General features: G+C 48.5%; 18 protein-coding genes. 5 read left to right on the top strand and 13 right to left on the bottom strand.

Annotated elements, in window-relative coordinates; all coding sequences use genetic code 11:
* Positions 1 to 68: 68 nt before the first annotated feature.
* The 5 genes from KWJ01_RS23865 to KWJ01_RS23845 all read right to left on the bottom strand — a co-directional run bounded on the left by KWJ01_RS23865 (position 69) and on the right by KWJ01_RS23845 (position 11560).
* Positions 69 to 2084 carry a carboxypeptidase regulatory-like domain-containing protein gene (locus KWJ01_RS23865; protein ID WP_224999643.1) on the bottom strand — a complete coding sequence of 672 codons (2016 nt, stop codon included), beginning with the start codon at positions 2082 to 2084 and terminating at the stop codon, positions 69 to 71.
* Positions 2085 to 2099: 15 nt separating this feature from the next.
* Positions 2100 to 3014, bottom strand: a complete 915-nt coding sequence (locus KWJ01_RS23860) for a PorP/SprF family type IX secretion system membrane protein (protein WP_224999642.1) — start codon at positions 3012 to 3014, stop codon at positions 2100 to 2102.
* A gap of 3 nt (positions 3015 to 3017) precedes the next feature.
* Positions 3018 to 7985 (bottom strand): LamG-like jellyroll fold domain-containing protein, encoded by a 4968-nt coding sequence (locus KWJ01_RS23855; RefSeq protein ID WP_224999641.1) that lies wholly within the window; start codon positions 7983 to 7985, stop codon positions 3018 to 3020.
* Positions 7986 to 7988: 3 nt separating this feature from the next.
* Positions 7989 to 9788: a HAMP domain-containing sensor histidine kinase gene (locus tag KWJ01_RS23850; protein ID WP_224999640.1), complete on the bottom strand. Its 1800-nt coding sequence runs from the start codon at positions 9786 to 9788 to the stop codon at positions 7989 to 7991.
* Positions 9789 to 10186: 398 nt separating this feature from the next.
* Complete coding sequence (locus tag KWJ01_RS23845) at positions 10187 to 11560, bottom strand: cystathionine beta-synthase (protein ID WP_224999639.1); 1374 nt, start codon at positions 11558 to 11560, stop codon at positions 10187 to 10189.
* A gap of 189 nt (positions 11561 to 11749) precedes the next feature.
* Between KWJ01_RS23845 and KWJ01_RS23840 the strand changes: the two genes are divergently transcribed.
* A complete protein-coding gene (locus KWJ01_RS23840; RefSeq protein WP_224999638.1) occupies positions 11750 to 12100 on the top strand; it encodes a hypothetical protein in 351 nt (116 codons plus the stop codon).
* A gap of 35 nt (positions 12101 to 12135) precedes the next feature.
* Here KWJ01_RS23840 and KWJ01_RS23835 read toward each other — a convergent pair whose 3' ends face one another.
* From KWJ01_RS23835 to KWJ01_RS23825, 3 genes are all read right to left on the bottom strand, one after another.
* Positions 12136 to 13062 (bottom strand): aspartate carbamoyltransferase catalytic subunit, encoded by a 927-nt coding sequence (locus KWJ01_RS23835; RefSeq protein ID WP_224999637.1) that lies wholly within the window; start codon positions 13060 to 13062, stop codon positions 12136 to 12138.
* A gap of 2 nt (positions 13063 to 13064) precedes the next feature.
* The gene (gene pyrR, locus KWJ01_RS23830) at positions 13065 to 13622 is read right to left on the bottom strand and encodes a bifunctional pyr operon transcriptional regulator/uracil phosphoribosyltransferase PyrR (RefSeq protein ID WP_224999636.1); all 558 of its coding nucleotides are present in this window, start codon (positions 13620 to 13622) and stop codon (positions 13065 to 13067) included.
* Between the two features lie 90 nt (positions 13623 to 13712).
* Positions 13713 to 15302, bottom strand: a complete 1590-nt coding sequence (locus KWJ01_RS23825; RefSeq protein WP_224999635.1) for a hypothetical protein — start codon at positions 15300 to 15302, stop codon at positions 13713 to 13715.
* A gap of 212 nt (positions 15303 to 15514) precedes the next feature.
* On the opposite strand from KWJ01_RS23825, the gene KWJ01_RS23820 reads away from it, so the two are divergent.
* From KWJ01_RS23820 to KWJ01_RS23805, 4 genes are all read left to right on the top strand, one after another.
* A complete protein-coding gene (locus KWJ01_RS23820) occupies positions 15515 to 17230 on the top strand; it encodes a helix-hairpin-helix domain-containing protein (RefSeq protein ID WP_224999634.1) in 1716 nt (571 codons plus the stop codon).
* The gene (locus KWJ01_RS23815; RefSeq protein ID WP_224999633.1) at positions 17227 to 18234 is read left to right on the top strand and encodes a glycosyltransferase family 9 protein; all 1008 of its coding nucleotides are present in this window, start codon (positions 17227 to 17229) and stop codon (positions 18232 to 18234) included. Before KWJ01_RS23820 ends, KWJ01_RS23815 begins: the two co-directional genes overlap by 4 nt.
* Before the next feature lie 154 nt (positions 18235 to 18388).
* Positions 18389 to 18967: an AP2 domain-containing protein gene (locus tag KWJ01_RS23810; protein ID WP_224999632.1), complete on the top strand. Its 579-nt coding sequence runs from the start codon at positions 18389 to 18391 to the stop codon at positions 18965 to 18967.
* A 121-nt stretch (positions 18968 to 19088) separates the two neighbouring features.
* Complete coding sequence (locus tag KWJ01_RS23805) at positions 19089 to 19583, top strand: histidine phosphatase family protein (protein ID WP_224999631.1); 495 nt, start codon at positions 19089 to 19091, stop codon at positions 19581 to 19583.
* A gap of 185 nt (positions 19584 to 19768) precedes the next feature.
* Here KWJ01_RS23805 and KWJ01_RS23800 read toward each other — a convergent pair whose 3' ends face one another.
* The 5 genes from KWJ01_RS23800 to lon form a co-directional block, all read right to left on the bottom strand.
* Positions 19769 to 20845, bottom strand: a complete 1077-nt coding sequence (locus KWJ01_RS23800; RefSeq protein ID WP_224999630.1) for a DUF4421 family protein — start codon at positions 20843 to 20845, stop codon at positions 19769 to 19771.
* 39 nt (positions 20846 to 20884) lie between these two features.
* On the bottom strand, positions 20885 to 21601 hold the full coding sequence (locus KWJ01_RS23795) for an SDR family NAD(P)-dependent oxidoreductase (protein WP_224999629.1): 717 nt from the start codon (positions 21599 to 21601) through the stop codon (positions 20885 to 20887).
* A 203-nt stretch (positions 21602 to 21804) separates the two neighbouring features.
* Entirely contained in the window at positions 21805 to 23220 is a 1416-nt protein-coding gene (gene hslU, locus KWJ01_RS23790; protein WP_224999628.1) for an ATP-dependent protease ATPase subunit HslU, read from the bottom strand.
* Between the two features lie 42 nt (positions 23221 to 23262).
* Entirely contained in the window at positions 23263 to 24249 is a 987-nt protein-coding gene (porQ, locus tag KWJ01_RS23785) for a type IX secretion system protein PorQ (RefSeq protein WP_224999627.1), read from the bottom strand.
* Positions 24250 to 24312: 63 nt separating this feature from the next.
* On the bottom strand, positions 24313 to 26793 hold the full coding sequence (gene lon, locus KWJ01_RS23780) for an endopeptidase La (protein ID WP_224999626.1): 2481 nt from the start codon (positions 26791 to 26793) through the stop codon (positions 24313 to 24315).
* Positions 26794 to 26944 lie beyond the last annotated feature (151 nt).

Here is a 26944-nt window from a genome sequence, read left to right as displayed (position 1 = left end):
GCTTGTGTGCTTCTAAATTCACCTTCTGTTTCTTTGCTTTGGAGGGATAAAACATTCAGGCCAGGCTTCTATTGCAGGCTAAGCACAACTTCCCGCTGTGGCTCCTTCCATCCCTGGCTCAGGTAAAGCGTGCGGCTTTTACTGCCCTGCTGGAGGCAAAGTTCATAACCTGCAAGAGAGGTTGCATCAAAGGAAAAACGCCCATTTTCGGGCCACAATAAAAGCTGTTCGTTGCTAATGCTGTTGGTAAGCCAGAGCACCAGCGGTTTGCCGGCTTCTGCCCCTTCTACACGGCCTGTTACTTTGTACTGCTGCTGCTCGGTCAGGTCAATGTTCAGATAGTGCGATAGTGAGGCATCGGTTCTGGAAGATGTGGTAAACTCTGCCACTCCTCCCAAAGCATCGCATCCTAATAAAAAGGAGTATGTGCTTTCAGTATCCAGCTCTACCTCAAAGCTGCCGCGTTCGTTAGCCTGCAGGGTATCTGGTTTACCCCCGGCCATATCATAAACAATAACCTGGGTGTGCGAGGCCCGTTTTTTGTTTGGCAGCCGCACATTGCCCAATACAAATATTTTAGTTTTGCGCTCCAGGGCCACCTGGAACTGGCGCTTGCCGTACTGCTTTCCCTGCAGGGTAGAATAGCTGAGTGTGCGCGATCTGTAACTCTTGGCCTCTATGTTCAGCTTATAGCTCTCTCCGGGGTAAAGGGTAAAATTATAAGCGCCGGCACTGTTTGTAACAACCTGGCGGGTGCTGCCATCGGGGTTCAGTAATTCCACCCTGGCACCTGCCAGTGGTTTCTGATTGGTGCTGTCGAGTACGGTGCCCTCCAGGTGTATTACATGGTAGTCGAGCCGGTAGAGATCATCTCCGCCCCGGCTGCCTTTACGGTTAGATGCAAAATACCCCCCGCTACCATCAGGCAGCCACACCAGCCCAAAGTCGTCTTCAGAAGAATTAAGCGGAGCTCCCATGTTGCGCACATGTATTACCCTTGTGCCGCTTAGCAGTGCCTCATAAATATCAAGTCGCCCCAGTCCTATGCGTCCATCTGAAGAAAAATAGAGCTTACTTTCCTGTAGCACAGGAAAAGATTCGTTACCGGGCGTATTCACCTTAGGGCCTGCATTTACAGGCTCGCTCCACTCCCCATCCTGCAGCACCGAATAATAGATATCGGTTCCGCCCAAGCCGTCGGTTCTGTCAGACACAAAAAACATGAGCCGCCCATCGGCACTCACTGCCGGATGGAACATGTTTCCGGAAACAGGAATTTTGATTTTTTGAGCCTCCTGCCATGCATCTTTCTCTGCCCTGGCTTTGGCAAACCACAGCGACAACTGTCCGTTACGCTCTGACCGGCTGAAGTATATGTTCCCGACAGTATCCAGTGTGGCAGGCCCTTCGTGCAGGCTGCTGTTTACGGTATGCTCCAGCCTGGTGTAGTTAACAAAGCGGGTGTTGCTTCTTGCCTCTGCCTTGTATACATCCAGGTCGGTTACATGGCTCGAGAAACTTCGTTTTACAATGCCACCCCTTTTCCTGTCGGAGACAAAGAGGATACCTTCTTTGGTTAAAACCGGCGCAAACTCATGCTGCCGCGAGTTGATGGAAAGCGGATGCACAGAATAACGTATAGCCGTTCTGTACAGGTCTGATTTACCCAGGTCTTCAGCCACCTCGGTTTGTTCTCCTATTTTACCCAGGTAGGCGTAAAAGCTGCTGCGGGCTTCCTCTGTACGGCCAAGGCTTTGCAGGCACAGGGTGTAGGCAAGCAGGTGCCGGGCTTCCAGCTGCTGCGGATCGCCTACCTGCCTGTAAAGGCGCACTGCATCGTTTGCTTTACCTGTTAGTGCATAGGAATGAGCCAGCATCAGCACAAACTGGCTGTTGTGTTCCTGCTCAATGGCCTGTTTTATGAAGGGAATTGCTTTTTCATAAGCACCTGCCTGGTAAAGCAACAGGCCTTTCTGAGGGGAAGGCTTCAGGCGAAAAAAAACATTATCATACTGTGCCGCCGCCGGAATGCTTCCAACAAAAGGCAGCAGCAAAAACAGCAGGCAGCTTAATATGTTTTGCATCCTCTTCAAGGCAATCTAAAAATAGCGTGGTGAGCGTACTGCGGTGCGATCAAATGTAAAGGAGTACTGCAGGCTGATCTCATGCGAGTCGCTGCCGTAAACCTGGCTTTTTTTAAGGGGCATATCCCAGGAGTAACCAAAGCGCCATTGTGAACTGAGCTGCACCTGCACCAGGCCAGCCAGCAAATTAAGGGTTCTGTAAGATGCGCCAAGCCACAGGGTTTCCCTGAACAGCACATTCATGTTAAAATCTGTATAGGCAACACCCTGCTCAGGCACGCTTACCAGTATGTTTGGCTTCAGCAGCACATCGTGGTTAATGGAGAAAACCTTGCCTGTATGGAATACATACTGGCGCAGATGGCGTCGGAAAATATTTTTTTCAGGATCTGGTGCCGTAGCAGGCACTATCTCAGGCACAGCAAAGCCGGCGTAGAATTTATTTGTTGAATAATACAGGCCTGCCCCAAGGGTTACCACCCACATACTTTCCCGCAGTGCAAAAACTTCGTCATTCTGGTTGTAGAGCAGCAGGTTCTGATAGCCGGGGGTATAGTGGTTAATGTTTGCGGAAAGACCCCCGGTTATTTTGCCTTTTCCTACCGGCATGCGGTATCCTAAAGCTGGTGATACCGCCATACGGTTACCACTGCCAATGGATTCGTTCAACAGGCGAACGCCTGCCGTTAAGGGTACGCCAGGCAAAGGGGTATGTGCAGACAACACCTGGGTGCTCGGCCCACCCATTTCACTTAGCCACTGTACCCTGCCATGCAGGCTTATTACCATGGCATCATTGCTACCGGCATAGGCAGGATTGATCACAGAGGCATCGTGCATGTACTGCGAAAACAGGGGTTGCACCTGCGCCAGTATATTGCCTGAGCATAGCTGAAGAAAAACAGATATGTAAAATATAAGCTGTTTCACTTTTTACTTCTTAAGCACAATGTATCCCTGCAGCACCGGAGCATTGGCCGATGTGCTGATTTTATAGAAGTAGGTACCTTCCGGCAGCTCGTTACCACCGGGCCGCAGTCCTTTATTTCCCTTTCCTGTAAATTTTTTATCGCTGTTGTTGTAGCCCCGCTGCTCAAACACAAGTGCGCCAAAACGATCGTACAGCCGTACCAGGTTTTCCGGATAGCGCTCAATGTGCTCTATGCGCCAGTAGTCGTTGCTGCTATCCTGGTTAGGAGATATGCCCTGGTAAACAATAAGTCCCGGGGGTGGCAGGCGCACATCCAGCACAATTACAGCTTCCGAGCAGAGTTCTGCACCGGGAACGCCATCACATACAGTATAGCGCAGCGTATCCATGCCAACATAATGTGCAGGAGGCAGGTATGTGAAAATGCCCTGCGCGTTAATTTCTGCCGTTCCGCCGGCCTGACTTTGCAGCATGCCCGGCACCACGCTTAATCCATTGCCATCGGGATCTGTATCGTTCTGTAGAACCGATACCGAAGGCGTATACTGCTCCTCCTCTACCTCGAAATGGTCGGGTTCGGCAGCAGGTGCGTGGTTCACGCTTATTTTTGCCGGCTCGGCATATACTGGTGCACAATCACCATTTTGCAGGGCAGCCCTGTACCAGGTAGACTGCGTTAGATTCTCATAGCCCTGAACAGCAGTTGTATTGCTGATACGCACTGCCTGCGAAACAAACCCATCTGTAGAGGACTCCCAGTAGAGTATACTGCCACTATAGCCCTCCAGCAGCAGTTCGCCACTGTTGGAGCCGCTCACCACCACCCGGCTGCCCGTTACCCTGCCTGCCTGTAGCTGCGGCTTTACCGTAATGGTTGCCTGCTGGCTATAAGCTGGCGCACAGGTAGCATTCTGCACCACTGCCCTGTAGGCGGTTGTGGTCGTGAGGTTTTGGTAGGTAATGGTACTTTCGGTGCTGGCAATTGGGATGATTGTTGCGAAGTTATCAGTAGAGCTTTCCCACCTGATGATGTTACCAGTTTTGCTTTCGAGCAGCAGGCTACCGCTGTTTTCGCCATAGCATACCATGGCAGCACCGGAAACCGCTCCTGCTGCTGATGGTTCATCTATCGTAACAGTGGCAACAGTAGAATAAGCCTGTGAGCAGCCTCCGTTTTGCACCACTGCCCGGTAAGCGGTAGTTTGTGCAAGATTACTGTAGGCAAAGGTGGCCGCCGTATGGTCAATGATTCTAATGTCTGAACTGAAATTATCTGCAGAAGCCTCCCAGCGAAGAATAGTACCCAACTGCCCCGAAAGCTGTATTGTACCACTGTTGGTGGCTGAACAAAAGCTTGTGGTACCGGCAAGTGTACCGCCAAGGGTAGCTTCTTCTGTTTCTACCTTCCAGCTTGCAGAAAATATTTCGCCACACTCGGCATTACCAACCACAGCCCTGTACCAGGTATCGCTGGTAATATTGCTAAAACTATAAGTGGCTGAGGTGTGAGCAACAGACTGGATGTTTTGGGCAAAATTATCTGTGCTGCTTTCCCAGCGGATAACATTGCCAGTATAGTTCATGAGACTAAGCTCGCCGCTGTTAGCCTCCTGGCAAACCTGCAGCGGACCACTGATAAAGCCTCCGGCAAGTTCTGTTATGCTTACTTTGAACAGGGGGCTGTATACGGCAGTACAACTGCCATTCTGAACCAGCACACGGTACCAGCGGTTGCTGCTAATGTTGCTGAACGTGTGCATGGTGCTGGTGTTTGCTACCTGCTGGATGTGGGTAACAAATTCATCCGTAGAATACTCCCATCGTAAAATTTTGCCGTAGTAGCCCGATACGCTCATGCTGCCGCTGTTTGTTCCCTTGCATACGCTGCTGGTACCTGTTATAGTACCACCGGCACTCGCCTGATCAAACCTCACTACATGAACTGCAGAAAACTGGTCGGCACACTCGGCATTGCCTACCACGGCCCTGAACCAGGTATCGCCACTAAGATTACTGAATGAGTATTGTGCCTGAGTATGGGCAATTGTCTGTTTGTGGTTATGGAATCCATCATTACTCCATTCCCAGCCCCTGATGGTACCTGTGTAGCCCTCCAGCTGCAGCTGTCCGCTATTTGATTCAGCACATACCTGTGCCGGCCCACTTACACTGCCTGCAATTACCTCAGTTACCCCTATTTTAACAACTGTGCTGTTTGCAACACTGCAGGGGCCATGCTGCACTACCGCCCTGTACCAACGATCCGCACTAAGATTACTAAAGGGAAGTGCTGCTGTGGTATGAGCAATTGTCTCGCTGTGGCTTACAAAGCCATCATTGGAAGACTCCCAGTGCAGGATTTGTCCTCTGTAGCCGCTGAGTGTTAAAGTTCCGCTGTTTGTTCCTTTGCAGACACTGGCAGCGCTGCTGGTAAGTGTACCACCCTGGCTTGGCTCAACAACCTCTACTGTTGTAACAGCCGAATACCTTTCACCACATGTTGCATGCTTTACCCTTGCCCTGAAGCTGGTAGTGACGGTTAGGTTCTCAAAAGTGAGTTCAGCACCGGCATGTATAATATCTTTCTTATTACTGGAAAAGTTATCTGTTGAACTTTCCCAGCGAATGATCTCCCCGTCGTGATGCTCCAGCTTTAATGTACCTGCATTCGTACCACTGCACACACGCTGCTGGCTGGCCGTTATAGTTCCTGCCACTGACTGAACCATTTCTACATTGGTGCTGCCTGTAAGCTCACAGCCGTTCATATTGATCTTAACAGAATACTTACCAGCCTTTGCAGCAAGCAAACCTGTTATCAGCGGGTTTTGCTGCGTAGAGCTAAAACCGCCAGGCCCCGACCACTGATAGGTGGCGCCAGGCACAGTAGCGGCAGCAAGCTGAACATTTGCACCCTCGCAGAAAGGAGCACTCCCGGCAGAATACAGGCTAGTGATTTCGGTAGCACTCAATCTTCTGTTAAAGATCGAAATATCGTCGAGGCTACCGGCAAAGTAGTGGCTAGATGGCGCTTCCGGCCAGCCAGTAGTATTTCCAGAACCAATCTTCCAGTAGCCGCTATAGTTTTCTCCATGGGTGTAACGACTGTCGGAAGCCTTGAGCACACCATCTACAAACAGCTGCATGCCTTCGGCAGAAAGTGTTGCTACCGCATGGTGCCACTGATTGTCGTTATACTTTTCTTCAGTTTTTACAACTATATTTTTATCGGCAGTTTCATATATGAATACCCCAAAGAAAAGCTGCCCCAGATTGTTTAGATAAAGATGGCGGTCGAACTGGCTGCTGAGTCCGTTTTGCTTTGAGCCTGCGCCTATTAGCCTGCCGCCATTTGTACTGCCTGTTTTAAACCAGATGCTTAGGGTAAATTCATTTGGGCCGGGAGCCGCAAACTGATTTGTAGTGGTGATGTAATCATCAACTCCATCAAATAGATAAGCATTATTAAGTACCCCAAAACGATCGGCAGCAGGTGTGGCGCCAAATACAATGCCATGATTCTGGCTTCCGGAGGCATCGTTTGCATTTTTTATAAAGGGGTAATGCGCCACAAGCCCTGCTGTTGGCTGCTGGTTACTTACCCTCACCAGCTGATCATCGGCAAGCTCCTGCAGGTAGGTAATTTTGAAAGGTGCCGAATAGATTGGTGGGCACGATGCACTGGTTGCCACAACTGCCCTGTACCAGGTGTTAGCACTAATGTTTGTGAAGGATTGAACATCCTGAGTATTGGAAACAGGCCGGATGTCTGCTGCAAAAGCATCGCCGGATACCTCCCACCGAAGCAGGTTTCCATTTCTGTTCTCAAGGGTTAAGGTGCCGCTGTTATTTCCAGGACATGTAATTGCAGTACCTTTGATGATACCTGCACCCTCAGAAGGGTATGCTGTAATTTTAAAAACCGGGCTAAACACTTCACTGCAAGCTCCGCTCTGCACAACTGCCCGCGCATAAGTAGTCGTGTAGATCGGGGTAGTGGTAATAGATTCTGCTGCGGTAACTATTAATTCCGGACTTGTTGCAAAATTATCGGTGCTCAACTCCCAGCGCTTAACAGCTCCAACATGTTTACTTAGTGTGAGCGTTGCTTCTGCTCCCGGCACGCATACTTCAGTAGTTCCGCTGATTAAACCTCCTGAAGAGGGTTGCTCAACAAAAACAGTAGCACCGTTAGAATACAGATAAACCCCATTACCGGCATCGTAATAAACCCGGTAGGTGGTTGTTTTGAGTAAATTGGAATAGACCAGCTGGGCAGCGGTATTGGCAATTTGCTTTACATTTGTGCGGAAGTAATCTGTGCTGGACTCCCAGCGCACAATACTGCTGGCGGTGCCAGAAAAGGTAAGGGTACCGTTGTTACTGCCTGCACACTGGCTGGATACTACGTTTGACAGCGCAAAGGAATGGCTGGCAGGATCTGCCAGTGCCAGTTCCTCCATGGTATTCGGGTTAAGGAACCTTGCACCCGGCGATACTTTTCCTCCTACATATATCTTTCCTGTGCTTTCAGTTGGCCCTGCGTTGTTGCCGATGCTGAAATCACCTATGATGATCATTGTGCCCTTATTACTGAGCATGGCTGTATTGTACTGATTGTACAATCCGTGAACGATCAGTACGCCCCCTGGCTCAATATTTACAAGCGCGCTATTACCTACAATAAGACTACCATGTATACGCAGGGTATCATGCACATTGAGTACTGTACCGGCAACTGAGGGTAGGTCCAGACTGGCAGAGGTAGCATATGTGCCCAGTGCAACATAGCCATAGATATTGATCTGCGCTGCAGGCAAAGGGGTTGGGTTTGATATCCCGCCCCAGATCTGGTTCCAGGTAGACTGGTGGGTCCAGAGGCCGGAATAGTTGTTGCGCGTGCTAACCGTTTGGGCCAGGGCACAACAGGCATAAAATAAAAGGAGTATTGATAGTACAGCTTTACGCATAGATTATCGGGGAAACGTAAGGATAAATGTAGACCCTTCCCGTACTTTACTGCGGACCCGCAGCTTTCCACCCAACTTCTCAATAGTCAATTTAACAATGTGCAGACCTAAACCCGTTCCATCTGATGAGGGGTCTACTTTATAGAACATATCAAATATCTTAGGCAACTGCTCCGCTGGTATACCTAAACCATTATCGGTAAAGGTAAAGCATGTACTTTCCTCGTCCTGAGTAATATCAATTTTAAGGAAAGGCTGTGCTTTGTAAGGATCGCAGTATTTAATGCCATTTTCAGTAAAGTTCTGCAATACTGAGTAAAGCAGCTTTTCATCACTCACCAGTTGCAAGCCCTCCTGAATGTTCAGATCAATCTTTATCAGCTCGAAATGACGGATATTACTGAAGCTCTGGATGATTTCCTGCATCATGGAAGGCAGGTCTAACTGCTGGTTTTCAACCTCGGCCTGCTTTACTTTAGTGAGCTTCAGCAGGTCCATCAGCAGGTTATCGAGCCTGCGGGTACTTTTATAGATATGCTGAAAATACTCTACTGCAGTTGTATCCTTTACATCTGCCAGGCCTATCTGGGTAAGGCCCATGATAGAACGAAGCGGCCCTTTAATGTCGTGCGAGGCTTTGTACACGAAAAGCTCCAGCTGCTGGTTATGATCTTCGATCTGTGCTTTTTTATTACCAAGCTCTCTTAAACTGCTGGTAAGATCTGCCTGAGCAATCTTAAGCCGCTTGTTCACTTCTTTTAGCCACTCTTTTTGCTTGCGGTATTTAAAGGCAAAGAAATAAACCACTCCTAAAACAGACAGCAGGGCAATGGTTAATCCGGCAAACACCACCAGCTTCTTTCTGAACACAGCTTCTGCCGCAGCTTTTTCTGTTTCTATTCGCTGAATGTGCCCCAGGGCTACCCGGTTGATAGAATCTTTTTCAACCAACAAATTCTTAAGCTTGCCGAGTGCTTCTCTGGTACGCTCCTCGGTGCGTTTTATCGCCTTTGCGTTTTCATCAAGGGTTTTCTCCAGGCCCGACAGGTACCCTCTAAGCTCTTCGCGCTGGGGCTCGGTAATATCATCTTCGTTCAGCAGCTTATCCTGAATTTTCAGAATCTCTTTCCTGATTTCATCATTTTTCAGTTCATAGAGAATTCTGTCGTTCTCTATTTGTACGGTAATTCGCTCAAAGTCTTCTTCATAGGCCTTTACCAGCGGGTCGGCTTTGTGTAAATCAACAGTACTGGCCACAACGCCTGTTTCATACAGACTTAGTACCAGCTGGTGGTTTGCTGTATTCACCCGCCTGTCGTGCAACAGGTAATTAGCGGGCAGGCGTATGGAAGCGAAAGCAGAAGCAGGGCTATTAAGCCTGATGGATCCTTTGCTGTCGGTTCGTACAGTAGTCCCATCAATCACAAGCTGCAGATCTTCCAAAGGCTGGCCCAGGGTATCAGAAACCTGCACTGTGGTGATCTCATCAGCCATGATCAGGCGCTGAACATGTACAACGGCCCTGTTGGCATCTTCATAATATTCTGCTTTGATTACCTCCCAGCGCTCATCTTCCAGCTCAGCCCTAACCGGCATGCGGAATGGCCGCTCCAATTCTAGGGTGAACTTGCCCTGCTTATCGGTTGTGTAGTAATCGCTGTTTTGTACAGAAACACGTAAACCAGGCACCATCCTAGACTGCTGATCCTGCACAAGGATCTCCAGCGCTTTCTGCGCAGTAGCAGTAAGTTGGGTAAAAATGCCGAGAACCAGCAATAATATGTGGGCTGTTCTGATGTTCACAACACAATATTACACCTTAGAAAGAATTTATAAGACTGGCAAAAAAAAGCAGACAAAAGTGCGGCGTAAGAAAACAGGGGCATTTTAACAATTTCAGCATTTGCTAGACTTTTACCGCCAAAGATTACAACTATCACAAAATCCCCTACGTCTGATGATGATTTGGCAACAGCTAATTTTAGTGCTGTAGAAAGGCTTTTCCCTTAACAATACGCAATTAAACATCAATGCATTCCACTGTAATTGCTATTGAATCACGGAAATATTCAGAATGCTGCCAGATGGGGCACCTGGTCTTATACAACATATTTATGTACTTGTAATAAATCAGGAAAATTAACCTAATGGTAAACCCTGAAATTAAAAGCCCCGCAGGTGCGGGGCTTTAGCAGGTCTGTTTACTTCTCCATTAGTGTTCTTAGAATATCGTGCTGTGTTATGATGTGTGGCTCATCATTTTCATCCCGCACCATTACTGCCTGATGACTGTCTTTTAAAGCAGACGACAACACATCAAGCGTATTGTTAAGACCAACAAACTGGAAGGGAGCATCCATCACATCCTTTATTTTCTTTTGTTTCAGGTTTGGCTCATTCAGTATCTTGGAGAGCAAAATTTTATCGGTGAGACTTCCCACAAAAGTGCCCTCTGAAATAACCGGCAACTGTGAGATGCCCTTTTCGTCCATGAGCCGCACTGCCTCTGCAACTGTTGCATCCTGTTCGATGGTAGTTAATTTACCATGGCCATTCTGGCTGTGAATGATATCCGCAGCTGTTGCAAACTCCTGGCTCTCCAGAAAACCGTGGGCACGCATCCACTCATCGTTATAGATCTTGTTGAGGTAGCGGGTACCATGATCTGGTAAAATAATCACCATCATATCATCTTCCTTCAGGTGCTGACGCGCCCACTCCAGCGCACCAAATACCGCTGAGCCGCTAGACCAGCCCACAAACAAGCCTTCCTCACGGGCAAGGCGGCGGGTCATGATGGCAGAGTCTTTATCGGTAACCTTTACAAAATAATCGATCAGGCTAAAGTCTACGTTCTTGGGCAGAATATCTTCGCCAATACCTTCTGTGAGGTAGGGGTAGATTTCCTTTGCATCGAACTCGCCAGTTTCTTTGTATTTCTTGAAAACAGATCCATAGGTATCAATACCTACTGTAACCAGGTTGGAATTCTGCTCTTTCAGGTATTTTGCAGTGCCGCTCATGGAACCTCCGGTACCTACACCGGCGGCGTAATGGGTAATCTTGCCCTCTGTATCGCGCCAGATTTCAGGGCCAGTGGTTTCGTAATGGGCAGCCGTATTGCTTAGGTTATCGTACTGGTTGGGGTAAAAAGAATTCTCAATTTCTTTGTTGAGCTTTCTGGCTACCGAGTAGTAAGAGCGCGGATCCTCAGGCGTAACGTTGGTAGGGCACACCACCACCTCTGCGCCCATGGCACGCAGGATGTTAATTTTCTCCATCGATTGCTTATCGGCCATGGTAAAAATGCATTTATAGCCCTTTGCAATGGCGGCCAGTGCCAGCCCCATGCCGGTGTTACCACTGGTGCCTTCTATAATTGTACCGCCCGGCTTTATGATTCCTGCTTTTTCAGCGTCGTCAATCATTTTAATGGCCATGCGGTCTTTCATAGAGTTACCAGGGTTCAGGTACTCTACTTTTACCAGCACGGTGCCTTTAATGCCGCGCGTTACTTTGTTTAGTTTTACCAGCGGAGTATCCCCAATGGTATCGATGATGGAATTATAATACATTCTTTTAGGTGTTTTCCTGCCACAAAGTTAAGCACTTGCTCGTAATAACCATACAGTTGTTAGGCTGTACATAAGAGAGGCACGCACCTTAAGTGCTCAGTCTTCAAACATAGCCTTACATAAAGTAGTTTCTTAAACAGAGAGATAGCAACTACTTGTCTTTTATTTTTCACTTAACCCAATAAGACTATGTCCAAAGATGATAATATGGAAACCAAGCCCGGGCGCCTTTCCCCCATGATGAAAGTTATTGAAGACCTGCGCGGCTCAGGCTATACCACAGAATTATTCGTTACGAACGGAAAACTGCATGACCGGGAACGCAAGGAGTTTGATCCTACCAATATGACTGTTGATAGTATGTTTCGCTTTGAAGGCCAGAGCGATCCGGAGTACATGGGTATTCTTTATGCCGTTTCTGACAAAGGTGGCACCAAAGGCTACATCTCAAATGCATACGGTACCTATGCCGATGGCGATACCGACGAGGTGATCAAAAGAATGAATGATATTGATAAACACAACAGAAGTGCATATTAAGTAAAATAGCCCCACCAGCAGCGGGGCTATTTCTTTTAATGCTGCTGTGCAAGCAGGTAAAGCACCGCCATACGCACAGCCACCCCATTCTCCACCTGGTCCAGGATGATGGCGTTTTTAGCATCGGCTACATCCGAAGAAAGCTCCACACCCCTGTTGATAGGGCCCGGGTGCATAATAATAATCTCCTTGCCTACTCTTTGCAAGCGCTCTTTGGTTAAGCCAAAGTAAAGAGAGTACTCGCGCAGGGAAGGGAAGTACTTTGCCTGCTGGCGCTCCAGCTGTATGCGCAGCACGTTTGCCACATCGCACCACTGCAGGGCCTTGTCTACATCCAGCTCTACCTTTACCCCCAGTTCCTTAATGTAGCGGGGCAACAGCGTGTTTGGTCCGCACACCATTACCTCTGCGCCCAGCTTCTGCAGGCAAAAGATGTTAGAGAGCGCTACCCTGGAGTGTAGAATATCGCCAATGATCACTACTTTTTTACCGGCTACCTCTCCCAGCTTTTCGCGAATGGAATAGGCATCGAGCAGGGCCTGTGTAGGGTGCTCGTGGGTGCCATCGCCGGCGTTTACAATATTGGCTTTTATATGGCGTGAGAGAAAATGAGGTGCTCCCGGGCTGCTGTGGCGCATTACAATCATGTCTACCTTCATCGACAGAATGTTGTTAACGGTATCCAGCAGGGTTTCGCCTTTTTTTACCGAGCTGTTGGAGGCAGCAAAGTTTATAATATCGGCAGAAAGCCTCTTTTCGGCCAGCTCAAAGCTTAAGCGGGTGCGTGTTGAGTTTTCGAAAAATACGTTGGCTACGGTAATATCGCGCAGGGATGGCACCTTTTTAATGGGCCTGTTAATTACCTCTTTAAAATCATCAGTAGTTTCCAGTATAAGCCGTATATCATCGGCCGTGAGGTTTTTGATCCCTAACAGGTGCTTAACACTTAGTTGCTGCTGCATGATCAGGCAATTTCTATTAATGATACACGGTTGTGGCCTGCGCTGTCGGGAGCGGCAGTTTCTTCCTGCCACTCTACCAGCACTTTCTGGCTGCTGATGGTATTAACATGACTCCCCACGTACATAGGCTCTATGGGCAAATCGCGGGCATAGCGCCGGTTAATCAGCACCAGGAGCTCTACTTTACTGGGGCGGCCAAAGGCGGTCATGGCATCAAGTGCGGCTCTTACACTGCGGCCGGTATAGAGCACGTCGTCTATCAGTATAACTTTCTTATCTTCTATGATAAAGGGCACATGGGTGGTATTTGCCTTCAGAGGCTTTTCTCTTCTGCGAAAATCATCCCTGAAAAAAGTAGCATCCAGCTCTCCGTATGGAATGTTAAGGCCGGTTTTTTCCTGCAGCCTCTGGTGAATGCGGTGTGCCAGCAGTGTGCCCCGGGGCTGCAAACCTAGAATACAAGAATCTTTGAAGTTTCCATGATTTTCGATGAGCTGCTCACACAGCCGGCGAAGGGTTATGGTAAGCCGCTCGCCTTCCATTAGAATTCGTGTTTGCATATGTGCCTGTTGATGCCTTCAGCGCTTTGGCAAATATATAAAAAAAGGGGCTCTGCAGAAGCCCCTTCTCTTATTGCTTAAGGTTTAACTTTATTTATCAACTGCCGGCCGGGCATCGCTGCGTGCATTTTCCAGCAGCGTAGGATCTGGCTGATAAACTATTTTATTGATAAAGAACACCTTTCGGCTGGCCTGGCTGCTTTCTTTAGATGAATTTTTGATACGCTGCGTACCATAAGCAAAGAAATAAGGTCCATACCAGGGCAGGAGCGTAGTTTCTTCATGCTCCATTTTGCTAAGCTGATCCGCTTCGTGCCCAAGCACCAGTTTTTCCTCACTTTTACCCTCCAGCACTTTATCATTTTTAATGATCTTTGTGCGAATGGCATCATCAAAGGTGTAAAGCAAAACGGTATAATCTTCATTAGGCATCACCTGCACCAGCTTATCGAGCTGCGGGCTAAACACCTCGTTAATCTCAAAGCTGTTATCCCAAAGCAGCTTACCGTCATCATCAAAACCAACCAACACGGCATGGGTATATTTATAGCCTTCCAGGTACTGATTTGGGTAAGATGAAATGCCTGACCAGCGGGAATTCCTGAAGTAAGAGCCTGGAGAAGAGCTGTTCTGGTATTTAGGGTAGAATGCCTCGGCCAGCAAAATATGGTTGCCATTGCTTTCTACCACATCGTGTACCAGCAGCCTGTAATTGAACTTAACTTTTTTGCCCTGTGCCATACGCCTGCTCACCCGCTTCTTGATGCGCTTCTGACGTCCTTCCTTCATATAGGAGAAAAAGTTGGTAAGCTCGCCGTAGTTGTAGTAATTGATTTTTTGGGTACCATCGGGGGCTATCCTGGCCATATAGATGCCCCTGCTGTATTTTGAGTTGCTGTTTGAGTAGGTTCCTGCAATATAAACAGCCTCATCACCAAAGGAGGTGGTACGGCCATAGAGCAGGTAGCGATCCTTTTCAGGCTTTAGCTTATACTCAAACAGCAGCTCACCATCAGCACCAAAGGTTTTAGAGCCGATGGTCTGCTGTTTATCCTGCGTCTGGTCGGAGTAAAGTACGGTAAATGTTTTTTGTTCGGGCGAAACCTTCAGCTCCAGCAGCTCGCTGTTATTCATGTAAAGGCCCGGCAGCACTTTAAAGTGTTCATTTCTGAGGTCATAGGCAAACACAGCTGGCCTGTAGTTTACATAGCCCCCCAGGATTACCAGGTCTTCCAGGGCAGTAAACTCGGTTAAGTCTATCTGAAGATCATTTTTGATGGTATACCCCCGCATGAAGCTGGTTTCGGCATCGATGGTGTACAGCAGGTAATCAACAGAACGGTTCTTTGGCTCTGCAAAGAGCAGGTAAATCTTGCCCTTGCGATACTCCCAGCCCCGGTACACCGCCTGGTTGCCCACCTCCAGGCGACTTTTCCAGCGTTCTGTCAGCGTGGTATCATAGAGGTAGAGGTCATACACATTTTTACTGAAGGTACTTTCTTTGATGTTATGCTGATGGATAAATATGCCGTCTGTTCCGGCAGGAATAACAGAGTATTCATCAGTCTCACGTTTTAACTCCAGTTCCAGCCTTGCGGGCTGCTTTAGCTGCGCCTGTGCCAATGATCCAAAAACCACCAGCACAGAAATACTCAGAAGGAAAGTATATATAAATTTCATATGGGTACTTAAAAAACCGCCTTACTCTTTCTTATTAAGTTAACACAGAATACAGAGTAATAGCATAAAAGTATAGTACTATTTTACATATTTCTGTCAATATAAATTCACTTTGGCAGCTGCTATTGTAAAAATCATAGCCAGGCTCCCTAATTCCCTGCATAGGTTGTACCTTTGTTAAAGAGCATTTTTTACGCTTAGAACGCTTAGTCTTGGAAAAAACAGATAATAAAACCATCATACGCCAGTTGCGGCTCGCAGGCACTTTGCTGGAGCTGCACGGAGAAAACCAGTTTAAAATACGTTCCTATACAAATGCCGTATTCCCGCTGGAGCGCCTGGAACAGCCGCTGTACCAGATGTCCCGGGAAGAAATAAGCAACCTGCAGGGCATTGGCAAAAGCATCGCCGCTAACATACAGGAAATACTGGAAACCGGTACTTTCCCGCTGCTGGAAGAGCTCCTGGCCAAAACTCCCGAAGGCATACTGCGCATGCTGGGCATTAAAGGGCTGGGGCCTAAAAAAGTGCAACAGATCTGGCAGGAAATGGGCATTGAAGACCCCGAGGCACTACTGCAGGCTTGCGAAGAAAATAAACTGGCAAAAGTAAAGGGCTTTGGTGCCAAAACACAGGAAACCATAAAAGAAGCCCTGCTTTTTGCAAAGGAGAACCAGGGCCGCCTGCGCTATGCCGACTGCCTGCCCATTGCTGAAAAGCTAAAGGGGCTGCTGCTGCAAAAATTCCCAAATGTGGAATGGGCCGGCGAAATGCGCCGCTGCATGGAGGTAATAACCAACCTGTGCCTGGTAGTGGGGCACGAGGATGCCACCGAGGTTTGGGAAGAACTTAACAATTTCAGCGAACTGCAGGCCGAAACCTCCTGCTGCGGACCTTATGCCTGGAGGGGCAAGCTTGAGGAAATACAGTTGCCGGTAGAGGTACACGTTGCAGCACCGGCCCACTTTGCCAGCGCATTGCTTATTTTTACCGGAACCGACGCACACATAGGCAGCCCACTGGCCAACGGCCGCACCCTGCTGCAACTGGCACGCGAAAAAGAGTATACAACGGAAGAGGCCATTTACCAGGAAGCCGGCCTGGCATGGGTAGCACCCGAGCTGCGTGAAGGCCGTGGCGAGTTGGAGTTAGCCGCAGAAGATAAGCTGCCCCAGCTCATTCAGTACCCTGACTTCAAAGGTATACTGCACAACCACAGCACCTACAGCGACGGCAAAAATACCCTGCGCGAGATGGCAGCCTATTGCCGGGAGCTTGGCTTTCAGTATGTGGGCATGTCGGATCACAGCCAGTCTGCCTTTTATGCCGGTGGCCTGCAGATAGAGCGGGTGCGCCAACAGCATAAGGAAATAGATGCCTTAAACCAGGAGTTGGCCCCATTCAGGATCTTTAAGGGCATTGAGAGCGATATATTAGCCGATGGCAGCCTGGATTACCCTGCCGATCAGCTGGCGGAGTTTGACTTTATTGTAGCCTCAATTCATGGTAACCTGAACATGAGCCTGCAAAAGGCCACCGACAGGCTGCTTACCGCCATAGCCAATCCTTTTACCACAATTTTAGGCCACCCCACCGGCAGGCTGCTGTTGCGCAGGGCAGGTTATCCCATAGACCATAAGGCTGTAATTGATGCCTGTGCTGCCCATGGTGTAGTCATAGAAATAAATGCAAACCCCTGGCGGCTGGATATAGACTGGCGCTGGGTAAGCTATGCACTCGAACAAGGTGTGTGGATTAGCGTAAACCCTGATGCACATGAAACTGCAGGTTATCATGATATGTACTTTGGCATGCTGGCAGGCAGAAAAGGCGGATTAACAGCAGAACGCTGCTTTAATGCACAGCCACTTGAGGTAATAGCTAAACATTTTGAGCAACGTAAACAAAAAGCGCTGCAACAAACATGAAAATACTCGTAATACGTTTTTCTTCCATTGGTGATATTGTGCTGACGACTCCGGTAGTACGGGTACTAAAAACACAGCTGCAAGATGCTCAGGTGCATTACTGCACTAAAAAAGCTTATGCCGGCATGTTTAAGGCAAACCCATATATAGATAAACTGCACCTGCTGGAAGATAAACTAAACGACCTGGTGCAGGAGCTTAAGCAGGAACGTTTTGATTACATCATTGATCTGCACAACAACCTGCGCACCACCATCATAAAGCAAAGGTTAGGGGTAAAGGCATTCAGCTTTGATAAACTGAATTTTGAAAAGTGGCTGATGGTGAATTTTAAAATTAACCGCCTGCCTAATGTACATATTGTAGACCGTAACCTGGAAACTACCGCCCCCCTGGGCATTAAAGGCGATGAGCTGGGCCTGGACTATTTTATACCAGAACAGGATGAAGTACCCCTGGAGTGGCTGCCCGAAACCCACCGGGGCGACTACGTGGCCTATGCCATTGGTGCCCAGCATAACACTAAAAAACTGCCCCTCCCCCGCATGATTGAACTCTGCGATAAGATCAACAAACCCGTGATTTTACTGGGCGGCAAAGAAGATGCCGCCAACGGGGAGCAGATTGAAGCTTTCTTCCGCCAGCAACAGGGCTCCGAAGCTTATGAGGAGGGCCTGAAGGAGCTAAACAAGAGAACCGTTATCTTCAATGCATGCGGCAAATTTAACCTCAACCAGAGTGCATCGCTGGTAAAGCAGGCTAAATATGTTTTTACCCACGATACAGGCCTTATGCACATTGCTGCTGCTTATAAGAAACCTATTTTTTCCATATGGGGGAACACAATTCCAGAATTTGGAATGTATCCCTACCGCACCCAATTTACCGTGTTTGAAAAAAAAGGGCTCTCTTGCAGGCCCTGCTCAAAGATTGGCTATAGCAAATGCCCCCAGGGACACTTCCTTTGTATGAATGGCATAGATTTTGATTTCTATCTGCCGTAAGTGCTTTGTTACAACATTGAATATGCGGAAAGCTTAAAAAGCATTTCCGTAAAACAATCCGGCAAAGCCCGTTACTAGGAGTGCAGCTACAATTCCATTCCTATTTGATATAGCCAATTAAAACATTCACGACACATCATTTTTCTGTAACCCTATGTTATACAGACTAAAACTCAAGAATTCTGACAAGACAGCTATTGTTGATGACAAAACCTACGAGTATATCACCAACAATGAATATCTTAACACGGTAGGCTTCTTAAAGCACCTTCGCTTACACTCAAGCGGGTATGCCTTTTTCCAGAAAAACTGGTTAAACAAAGATGGCTCTTACCGCAACGAAACGATCTACCTGCACAAACTGGTAGCAGAGAAATTCGTAGAGAAGCCAGAAACTTCCAAGCGCCTGTTTGTAATCCTGAAAAATGGCGACAGACTGGATTGCCGCGTTAAAAACCTGGAATGGACTACCTTTAGCCACGTTACCCGCAATACCCGTAAAACTGATAACCCACTGGGCTATCGCGGTATTGTAAAAGACAACCAGAAGTACCGTGCTGTTATTTACAAAGATGGCAAACGCTACAACCTCGGCCTGTACGATACCCCCGAAGAAGCAGCGCTGGCATACAATAAAAAGTCTATCGAGCTTTTTGGCAAAACCCGTAGCTTAAACGTAATTGATAAAGAAAAGCAAAAAGAAGTTGATACAACTGCCAACGTGCAGGACTAAGCTGCCCTAGGTGCAGATCAGAGTATCGAACAGTTTTTGTTTAAAATAAAAAAAGCACACGCCTTGAGACAAGGGTGTGCTTTTTTAGTTATTTCAACTAAGCATAAACCTTTTTACAGCCATGAAAATCCTTTACCTGTTACGCCATGCTAAGTCTAGCTGGGATAACCAGGCACTTGACGATCACGAACGGCCGCTGAATGAGCGTGGCAAAACAGATGCTCCAAAAATGGGAAAATGGCTTGCCGACAATGTAAAACCGCCACAACTGATTCTTTGCAGTGATTCAGCACGCACCCGTGCCACAATAAAACCGGTAATGGAAGCCTGGCAACTGCCACAAGAGGTACTTCAGTTTGAAAGCAGCCTGTACCACGCCAATACTTTAACACTCTGGGACCTGGTGCAAAGCTGCAGTGATGATGTAGATATACTGATGCTTGTAGGGCACAATCCGGGCCTCACAGAATTTGCCAACAGCCTCTGCAAAGCTTTTGAAACCGAAAACATTCCTACCAGCGGATTTGCAGCATTCAGCTTCGATATAAAACACTGGAAAGAGGCCGAAGCCAACGAAGCAGCATTTGAAACCTACCAGTTTCCAAAGAACCTGTAGCCTGGCCGTAATTGAAATTGAGCGGCCTAAAGTGGCCGCCCTTGCGGTAATCAGTATTAGGAATTAGGATGGTAGAAGCTAGCAGGTAGACCGGCAGCAGCGCCACCACTCCTCCCCCTCCAATGACTTATGTCTTTTGTCCCGGTTCCTTTTGGATATAGAAGACACTTCAGGCGATCTGGGTTTTACTCCACACCTCTTAACTTGCGGTAAAAGCGCCATTTGCGGAAGCGGTTCATAAAGCCAAACTCATCGAACCTGCGTCCGAATAAAAAGCGAATCCCGTTGGTGTTTACGCTAACACCTAAATCATTAACCTCGTACTGCTGCAACTGGCTATTGTAGGCAATGTTCCAGAAATAGGTGTGGTCGTCGTAGCCTACTGCTGCCTGTATCTGCATTCGCCCCTCTGCCGACCATTGCACATCCGCATCCGGAATGTTTTCCTGAAATACATTTCTTCTCTGTATCTCAGGCCCTATGGCCATGCTGCCCATCAGGTAAAACCTGCCAAGAACAAATGTGTGGGCATAGCCAGCCAGTATAGCACCATGGTATACATCTACCTCTTCCACCCTTCCTGCAGCACCAGATTCGCTAAAATACCTGCTGGGCAGCAAAAGAGAATCGCCGCTGATTAATAAACTACCGCCATAGAGCTCGGTAAAAAAAGTCCCCCCGCTGGTGTGCTGCTTCTTTTTATTGTTCAGTGCAGCACTGTAGGAAAATTTATCTGGCTGAAAAAGGTAAAAAACACCTACACCAAAGCGCTTTACCCGCATATCCTGCCGGTAAGGATAGGCCTCACCATCCTGCCAGCCGCTATCCAGCTCATCAACATTGTTCAGGTAATAGCCGGTGTAATCCTGCCTGTCGAGTTGCACCCCAAAGCGATTATGAAAAGCATTTAACCGCATATCACGCTGTTTGATGCTGTTATCTGCCTGCGCCGAATGGCGTTGCAGCGATTCCGGCAGCAGGAAAGAAACAGTAAAACTAACACCAAAAAGAGAGCCTCCTACCCCAAAGGTACGCCTGCTGTTTGACTGATAAACTGCACGACCCTCGCCAGGAAGCGGATCCAGTATAAAAGGCAGCTGCCGCTGCTGGTACACAAGCCTAACAGCAAATTTATGGGGGTAGGAATAAAAATAATCACCCTTTCGCCGGAGGGAGTCCTCCTCCTGCCCGAACGCAGACAGTCCACTTAATAAAAGCAGGGATAAGAAAGCTGTAAAAATAGATGGAATAGTATTCTTCACCCTTTTTTCTACGTAATGCAGTCGCAGAGGGTTAGCGTATTACATTTTTCTCACATCCTGCTTTACACCTTTAAACTCCTTTGGATGATTGATAAGCATCATCAGCTGGCGGGCAACCTCTGTAGGATCGGCCAGCCGCTTGCCACTCTTGAGCTGCTGAAAGTAAGCCACCCTGCTGAATGCTTTCTTTTCCGTATGCCTGATCTGTTCCTGCATATTGGTGTCTACCACCCCGGGAGAGATCGAGAAAACATGCAAATTATTCTTTTTAGCCAGTTCAACCTCGTGAGCGCCCACTTCGCTAAGCATATCCAGGGCAGCCTTGCTGCTGCAGTAAATGCTCCAGCCATCTACAGGATACTGTGCGGCACCACTACTGATATTCAATACCAGCTTCTGCTGCTGTGGATAGCTTTTAACAAACTCATTCATCAGCAAAGCAGGTGCTGTAACATTAACAGCAATGGCATTTGCAATAGCTTCCGGAGAAATGTGCCCCACATAGCCAACCTCTCCCAGCGTACCTGCATTGTTGATGAGCAGCAAACGCTTGGCCCCTTCATGCTGAGCAAATACATGGGGCAGCCACTGCTGCCAGGGATCGCTTAAGTTTAATGACAGGTGTTTGTAGGCAGCATGTTCTACTGTCTGCTGACGGCTGATTCCGGTAACAGACCAGCCCTCTTCCAGCAACACTTCTGCCAGCGCCTTACCAATGCCCCGGCTGGTACCTGTTATATAAGCGATGTTATTCATATAAGTATAATTGACCCTGTGCCTAGCAGCCTGTTTTAAAACAGGGAAGTAAAACCTGATGTCCCTTTATTTTCTAATGGCTAAATGCCTGTTGTAAAGTTGTTTTAGCCAGCATAGGACTGAATGCTGCACCTGTAAGGCAGCCTGCAATAAGCCCGGGTAAAAAAACGGGTACTCCTGTTTTTAAAGAGTACCCGATTAAGTTACAAAATATACTGACTTAAATCTTTGTTCTGAACCAGTTTTGTGAGGCGTTCCCGAACCATATCGGGGGTGATTAGAATTTGGGCATTAGGGCCAATTTTATCCGGCACATCATAAAGAAAATCGTTGAGCAGCTGGCTCATTACCGTATGCAGCCTGCGGGCACCAATGTTCTCTACTTCTGAATTAAGCCTGAAGGCCATACGGGCAAGCTCCCGCAGCGATTCGTCCTGGAACTCCAGCTTAACTCCTTCTGAATCAAAGAGTGCTACATACTGCTTGGTAAGCGCATTCTTTGGTTCCTTCAGAATGTGGTAGAAATCATCCTCGGTGAGGTTCTCCAATTCTACACGAATTGGGAAACGACCCTGCAGCTCCGGAATAAGATCGCTGGGCTTGGCTACATGAAAGGCACCTGCCGCTATAAACAGGATGTGGTCTGTATTGATCACGCCATGCTTGGTAGAAACAGTGCTACCCTCTACAATAGGAAGCAGGTCGCGCTGCACACCTTCGCGGCTTACATCGGGTCCGCCGCCTTTACCACCACTGCCGGAGCTGGAGGCAACTTTATCTATTTCATCAATAAAGATAATACCGGTATTTTCTGCTTTGCGGATGGCTTCTTCCTTTACCTCATCCATATCGATAAGTTTGGCAGCCTCTTCTTCTACCAATAGCTTACGAGCCTCTGCAATGGTTACCTTACGCTTTTTGCTCTTTTTGGGCATCATGTTGGAGAGCATTTCCTGCAGGTTCATCATGCTTACCTCGTCCATCATGCCGCCGCCTACCATGCCTACATTGGCACCGGCAGCTTTTTTGATGTTGATCTCTATTTTACGGTCATCGAGCTCGCCGGCCTGCAGCTTAGCCCGGAAACGCTCGCGCGTGCGCTCGTTCAGCTCTTCATCGCTCTGCGGCACCTCATCGTTATCCTGCTCCAGCGTAAAACCGCTTGGCGTATTGGTACGGCCAACGCCCTTCACCGGCGGGATCAGGATATCGAGGATGGTATCTTCTACCATGCGCTCGGCTTTTTCTTTTACCTCCTCCTGCTTGCGGGCTTTCACCAGGTTTACCGACTGATCTACCAGGTCGCGCACCATGCTTTCCACATCGCGGCCAACATAACCTACTTCTGTAAATTTAGAGGCCTCCACTTTGGTGAAGGGCGCATCTGCAATGCGGGCCAGGCGGCGTGCAATTTCGGTTTTACCAACACCCGTTGCGCCAATCATCAGGATGTTATTGGGCACAATATCGCCCTGGATCTCCGACTTTACATTCATGCGCCTCCAGCGGTTACGCAGGGCTATGGCAACGTTACGTTTGGCATCGTTCTGGCCAATAATATATTTATCAAGCTCTTCGACAATCTGTCGGGGTGTGAGATATGAATTTTCGTTTAGCATAATTAATAGTAGTAAGCTTAAAAACTGCGCTCCCGGGGAGCGCTAAAGCAATTGTTTCATATTGAACATCAGGCTTAGCTGATGGCGTCCTCCTGCTGCATGGTACCAGGCACGGCTGTAATCGAAGCGAAAACGCCTGCTCTGCACCATTAAACCTGCTGAAAAACCAGCGCCACCGGAGGTCTCTGGCAGCTTTAGCTCCTGCCTGCGCAGATAGTTATAGCCAAACCGAAGGTTTATGTTGCGGCTGACCACAAGCTCTGTGCCCAGCGTAACGTGCCGCATCACCTTACCAAACACAGCAGGTGCTTCTTTGTTGCTTTCCTGCCAAAGTCTTGGCAACTGTAAATGATGCGCCTGCACATAAAACCGAAACGGCATAAACTGCGGTTTAAAACTGGCGCCCAGCTGCACGTCCAGGGGCAGCTCCGGCGTTTCTTCAGCATAACGGCTCAGGGGCAAACCTAAATTTCTGATCAGGAAGCCCACCGTTAAATCTTTTGATGGATGCCTGAACCTACCCCCTGCATCAATTGCCAGGGCAGAGGCCCTGTAGCCCTCTATGCCGGAAGAGGCCCACTTCAATACAGCACCCGCCGCATAATGCTTAAAGCTGCGGCTGTAACCTGCCGATATGGCCCAGTCACTGGCAGAGAACTCCCCTTCCGCTACCCCTGTAGGATCGTAGCCCTGCATATCGCCATAATTGAGGTACTGCACCCCACCCAGCAGATAACCACCCTTAAAAGGCTGCGCCCAGCCCAGCTGCAGTTGCCTGATATCGGCATAATAGGGCAGGTAGCTCAGGTGCAGGGTTTGGGCACTAACAGAATCGGCCAGGGCGGGATTATACTGCCAGAAGCCAGCGCCCGATGGCGCAGCCGTGGCAGCACCGCCCAGGGCACTTACCGTTGCCGTAGGTGGCAGCTCCAGAAAACTAAAAGAATGCCTCCCGCCCACCTGCGCTGTAGCTTTGGCTACTCCCAGGCTTAGCAGGGCAATAAACAGGGTTAAAAAGCGTAGGGGCACGTTTCCTGGAAAAAAAAGAAGCGGTACCGGAATATAAAACGTTCCGGTACCGCTTTTATGTACTTAATCTTTCTTTACATCTTCTACCTCAAGCTTCTTTGCTCCTTTCACCTTATCCGGCAAAAGGGCAAACTCCAGCACCTCGGCAGCATAATCCACATAATGAATATTCAGGCCTTTCAGGTAGCGTTCATTGATCTCCTCTATATCCTTGCGGTTTTTATAGCAAAGGATCAGGTCGGTAATACCGGCACGTTTTGCCGCCAGCAGCTTTTCCTTAATACCACCCACCGGCAGCACCTTACCACGCAGGGTTATTTCGCCCGTCATGGCCAGGCGGTTGCGTACCTTGCGCTGGGTAAAGGCTGAGGCCATGGAGGTAAGCATGGTAATACCTGCACTGGGGCCGTCCTTGGGCACTGCACCAGCCGGTACGTGCACGTGCAGATCGTACTTATCGAACAGGCGATGGTCTATGCCAATTTCTTCTGCATTGGCACGCAGGTAGCTTAGGGCAGCCATGGCAGATTCTTTCATTACATCGCCCAGCTTGCCGCTAAGGGTAAGCTTGCCTTTGCCACGGCTAAGGCTGCTTTCTACAAAAAGAATTTCGCCGCCAAACTGTGTCCAGGCAAGGCCGGTTACCACCCCTGCAGATTCGTGCTCCTGGTATTCTTCATTATCGAATATCTCGGCTCCTAAAATTTCTTTCAGGTGCTGCGGCTGTACTTTCTTGTGGTACTCCTGTTCCATGGCAATAGACTTGGCAGCATAACGCACCACCTTGCCTATTTGCCGCTCCAGGCTACGCACACCAGATTCGCGGGTGTACCCCTCCACAATGGCAGCAACAGCCTCGTCGGTGATCTGCAGTTCTTTTGCAGGCACGCCGTTATCGTTCTTCTGCTTTGGGATCAGGTGCTTTTTGGAAATCTGCACCTTTTCTTCCAGCGTGTAGCCGGTCACTTCAATAATCTCCATCCGGTCGCGCAGGGCAGGCTGAATGGTATCCAGAGAGTTGGCAGTAGCAATAAAGAGCACCTTGCTCAGGTCGTACTCTACCTCCAGGTAGTTGTCCTGGAAGGAATCGTTCTGCTCGGGGTCCAGCACCTCCAGCAGGGCCGAAGAAGGATCTCCCCTGAAATCAGAGCTAACCTTATCTATCTCATCCAGGATAAACACCGGGTTAGAGGTGCCTGCCTTTTTGATGTTCTGCACAATTTTACCCGGCATGGCACCCACATAGGTTTTGCGGTGTCCGCGTATTTCGGCTTCGTCGTGCACGCCACCCAGGCTCATGCGCACATACTCGCGGCCCAGGGCTTTTGCCACCGATTTACCAAGCGAGGTTTTACCCACACCCGGAGGGCCATAGAGGCAGAGAATGGGCGCTTTCATATCCTGCTTGAGCTTAAGCACGGCCAGGTATTCCAGAATGCGCTCCTTTACTTTTTCAAGCCCATGATGGTCCTTATCGAGCACCTTGCGGGCACGCTTCAGGTCAAAATTATCTTTTGAATAATCTTCCCAGGGCAGCTCTACCAGCAGCTCTGCGTAGGAGAGTGCAACAGGATACTCTGCTGCCATAGGGTTCATGCGCAGCACCTTGTCAAGCTCTTTGTTAAAATGTTTGGCAACCCTGTCAGGCCATTTTTTACCCTCACCACGCAGGCGCAGCGCCTCCACCTCCTGGTCTGGAGATTCCTGGCCCAGCTCATCCTGCAGCACCTTTATCTGCTGGCGCAGGTAATAATCGCGCTGCTGCTGGTCAATATCGGTATGCACCTTCTGGTGTATTTCCTGCTTGATCTCCAGCATCTGGATGTCCTTGAGCATGTACTTGAGCAACAAAGTAGCACGGCGTATGCCATCGTCTATCTCCAGCAGCTTTTGCTTATCTGCCACATCGGCATTGATGTTAGAAGAAAGAAAATGCGTGAGGAAAGGAGTGCTTTCAATATTATCGAGGGCAACCTGTGCCTCCTGTGGTATCTCAGGGTTTAGCTCAATGATTTTGGTGGCTGCATCTTTCAGGGAAGTAACCAGTGCTTTGGTCTCCTTTGATTCTTTAGAAGGAAACTTCTCTTTGATGAGCCGCACCTTTGCCTTCAGGTAAGGATCTTCCTGCACATTTTCGGTAATGGCAAAGCGCTGCTTGCCCTGAATAATGATGGTAGTGTTGCCATCGGGCAGCACCAGCATTTTTATAATTTTGGCAAGAGTGCCTGTTTTGTATATCTCATCAAAGGAGGGCTCTTCGGAGGTATCTTTCTTCTGGGCTATTACCCCCACCAGACGCTCTTTTTTATAAGCTTCTTTTACAAGCCTGATTGATTTTTGGCGGCCTACTGTAATAGGAAGCACCACACCGGGGAAAAGTACGGTATTACGCACCGGCAGAATGGGTAGCTCGTCCGGCACGCTGCTTTCATCCAATTCACCACCCGCATCCGGGGTGATCAATTGCACCAGATCGTCGGATTCGTCTCCGCTGTATTTATCAAGGAATAGTGACCCTTTGATAGGGCTATATTTATTGCTCATGCACGACTATATTTATGCCAATATGGCATCATTTCTACAAAATACTCTAAACCCAAAGCAATCTTACATTCTGCAAGGCAAATGCCAAAAGTATGCAGAAAAAGCTTATTTTTGTTTAATAGATACAATTCGCTGTCTCTCATCCCCATTA

The sequence above is a fragment of the Cesiribacter sp. SM1 genome (assembly GCF_020178975.1).
Classification (GTDB): Bacteria; Bacteroidota; Bacteroidia; order Cytophagales; family Cyclobacteriaceae; genus Cesiribacter.
This window is presented reverse-complemented; position numbering and strand designations above follow the sequence as displayed.

What these genes read in the sequence shown, in the direction of transcription:
- KWJ01_RS23865 (WP_224999643.1), bottom strand. Translation starts at nt 2,084, where the DNA reads ATGCAAAACATATTAAGCTGCCTGCTGTTTTTGCTGCTGCCTTTTGTT.
- KWJ01_RS23855 (WP_224999641.1), bottom strand. Translation starts at nt 7,985, where the DNA reads ATGCGTAAAGCTGTACTATCAATACTCCTTTTATTTTATGCCTGTTGT.
- KWJ01_RS23845 (WP_224999639.1), bottom strand. Translation starts at nt 11,560, where the DNA reads ATGTATTATAATTCCATCATCGATACCATTGGGGATACTCCGCTGGTA.
- KWJ01_RS23840 (WP_224999638.1), top strand. Translation starts at nt 11,750, where the DNA reads ATGTCCAAAGATGATAATATGGAAACCAAGCCCGGGCGCCTTTCCCCC.
- KWJ01_RS23835 (WP_224999637.1), bottom strand. Translation starts at nt 13,062, where the DNA reads ATGCAGCAGCAACTAAGTGTTAAGCACCTGTTAGGGATCAAAAACCTC.
- pyrR (WP_224999636.1), bottom strand. Translation starts at nt 13,622, where the DNA reads ATGCAAACACGAATTCTAATGGAAGGCGAGCGGCTTACCATAACCCTT.
- KWJ01_RS23825 (WP_224999635.1), bottom strand. Translation starts at nt 15,302, where the DNA reads ATGAAATTTATATATACTTTCCTTCTGAGTATTTCTGTGCTGGTGGTT.
- KWJ01_RS23815 (WP_224999633.1), top strand. Translation starts at nt 17,227, where the DNA reads ATGAAAATACTCGTAATACGTTTTTCTTCCATTGGTGATATTGTGCTG.
- KWJ01_RS23810 (WP_224999632.1), top strand. Translation starts at nt 18,389, where the DNA reads ATGTTATACAGACTAAAACTCAAGAATTCTGACAAGACAGCTATTGTT.
- KWJ01_RS23805 (WP_224999631.1), top strand. Translation starts at nt 19,089, where the DNA reads ATGAAAATCCTTTACCTGTTACGCCATGCTAAGTCTAGCTGGGATAAC.
- KWJ01_RS23795 (WP_224999629.1), bottom strand. Translation starts at nt 21,601, where the DNA reads ATGAATAACATCGCTTATATAACAGGTACCAGCCGGGGCATTGGTAAG.
- hslU (WP_224999628.1), bottom strand. Translation starts at nt 23,220, where the DNA reads ATGCTAAACGAAAATTCATATCTCACACCCCGACAGATTGTCGAAGAG.
- lon (WP_224999626.1), bottom strand. Translation starts at nt 26,793, where the DNA reads ATGAGCAATAAATATAGCCCTATCAAAGGGTCACTATTCCTTGATAAA.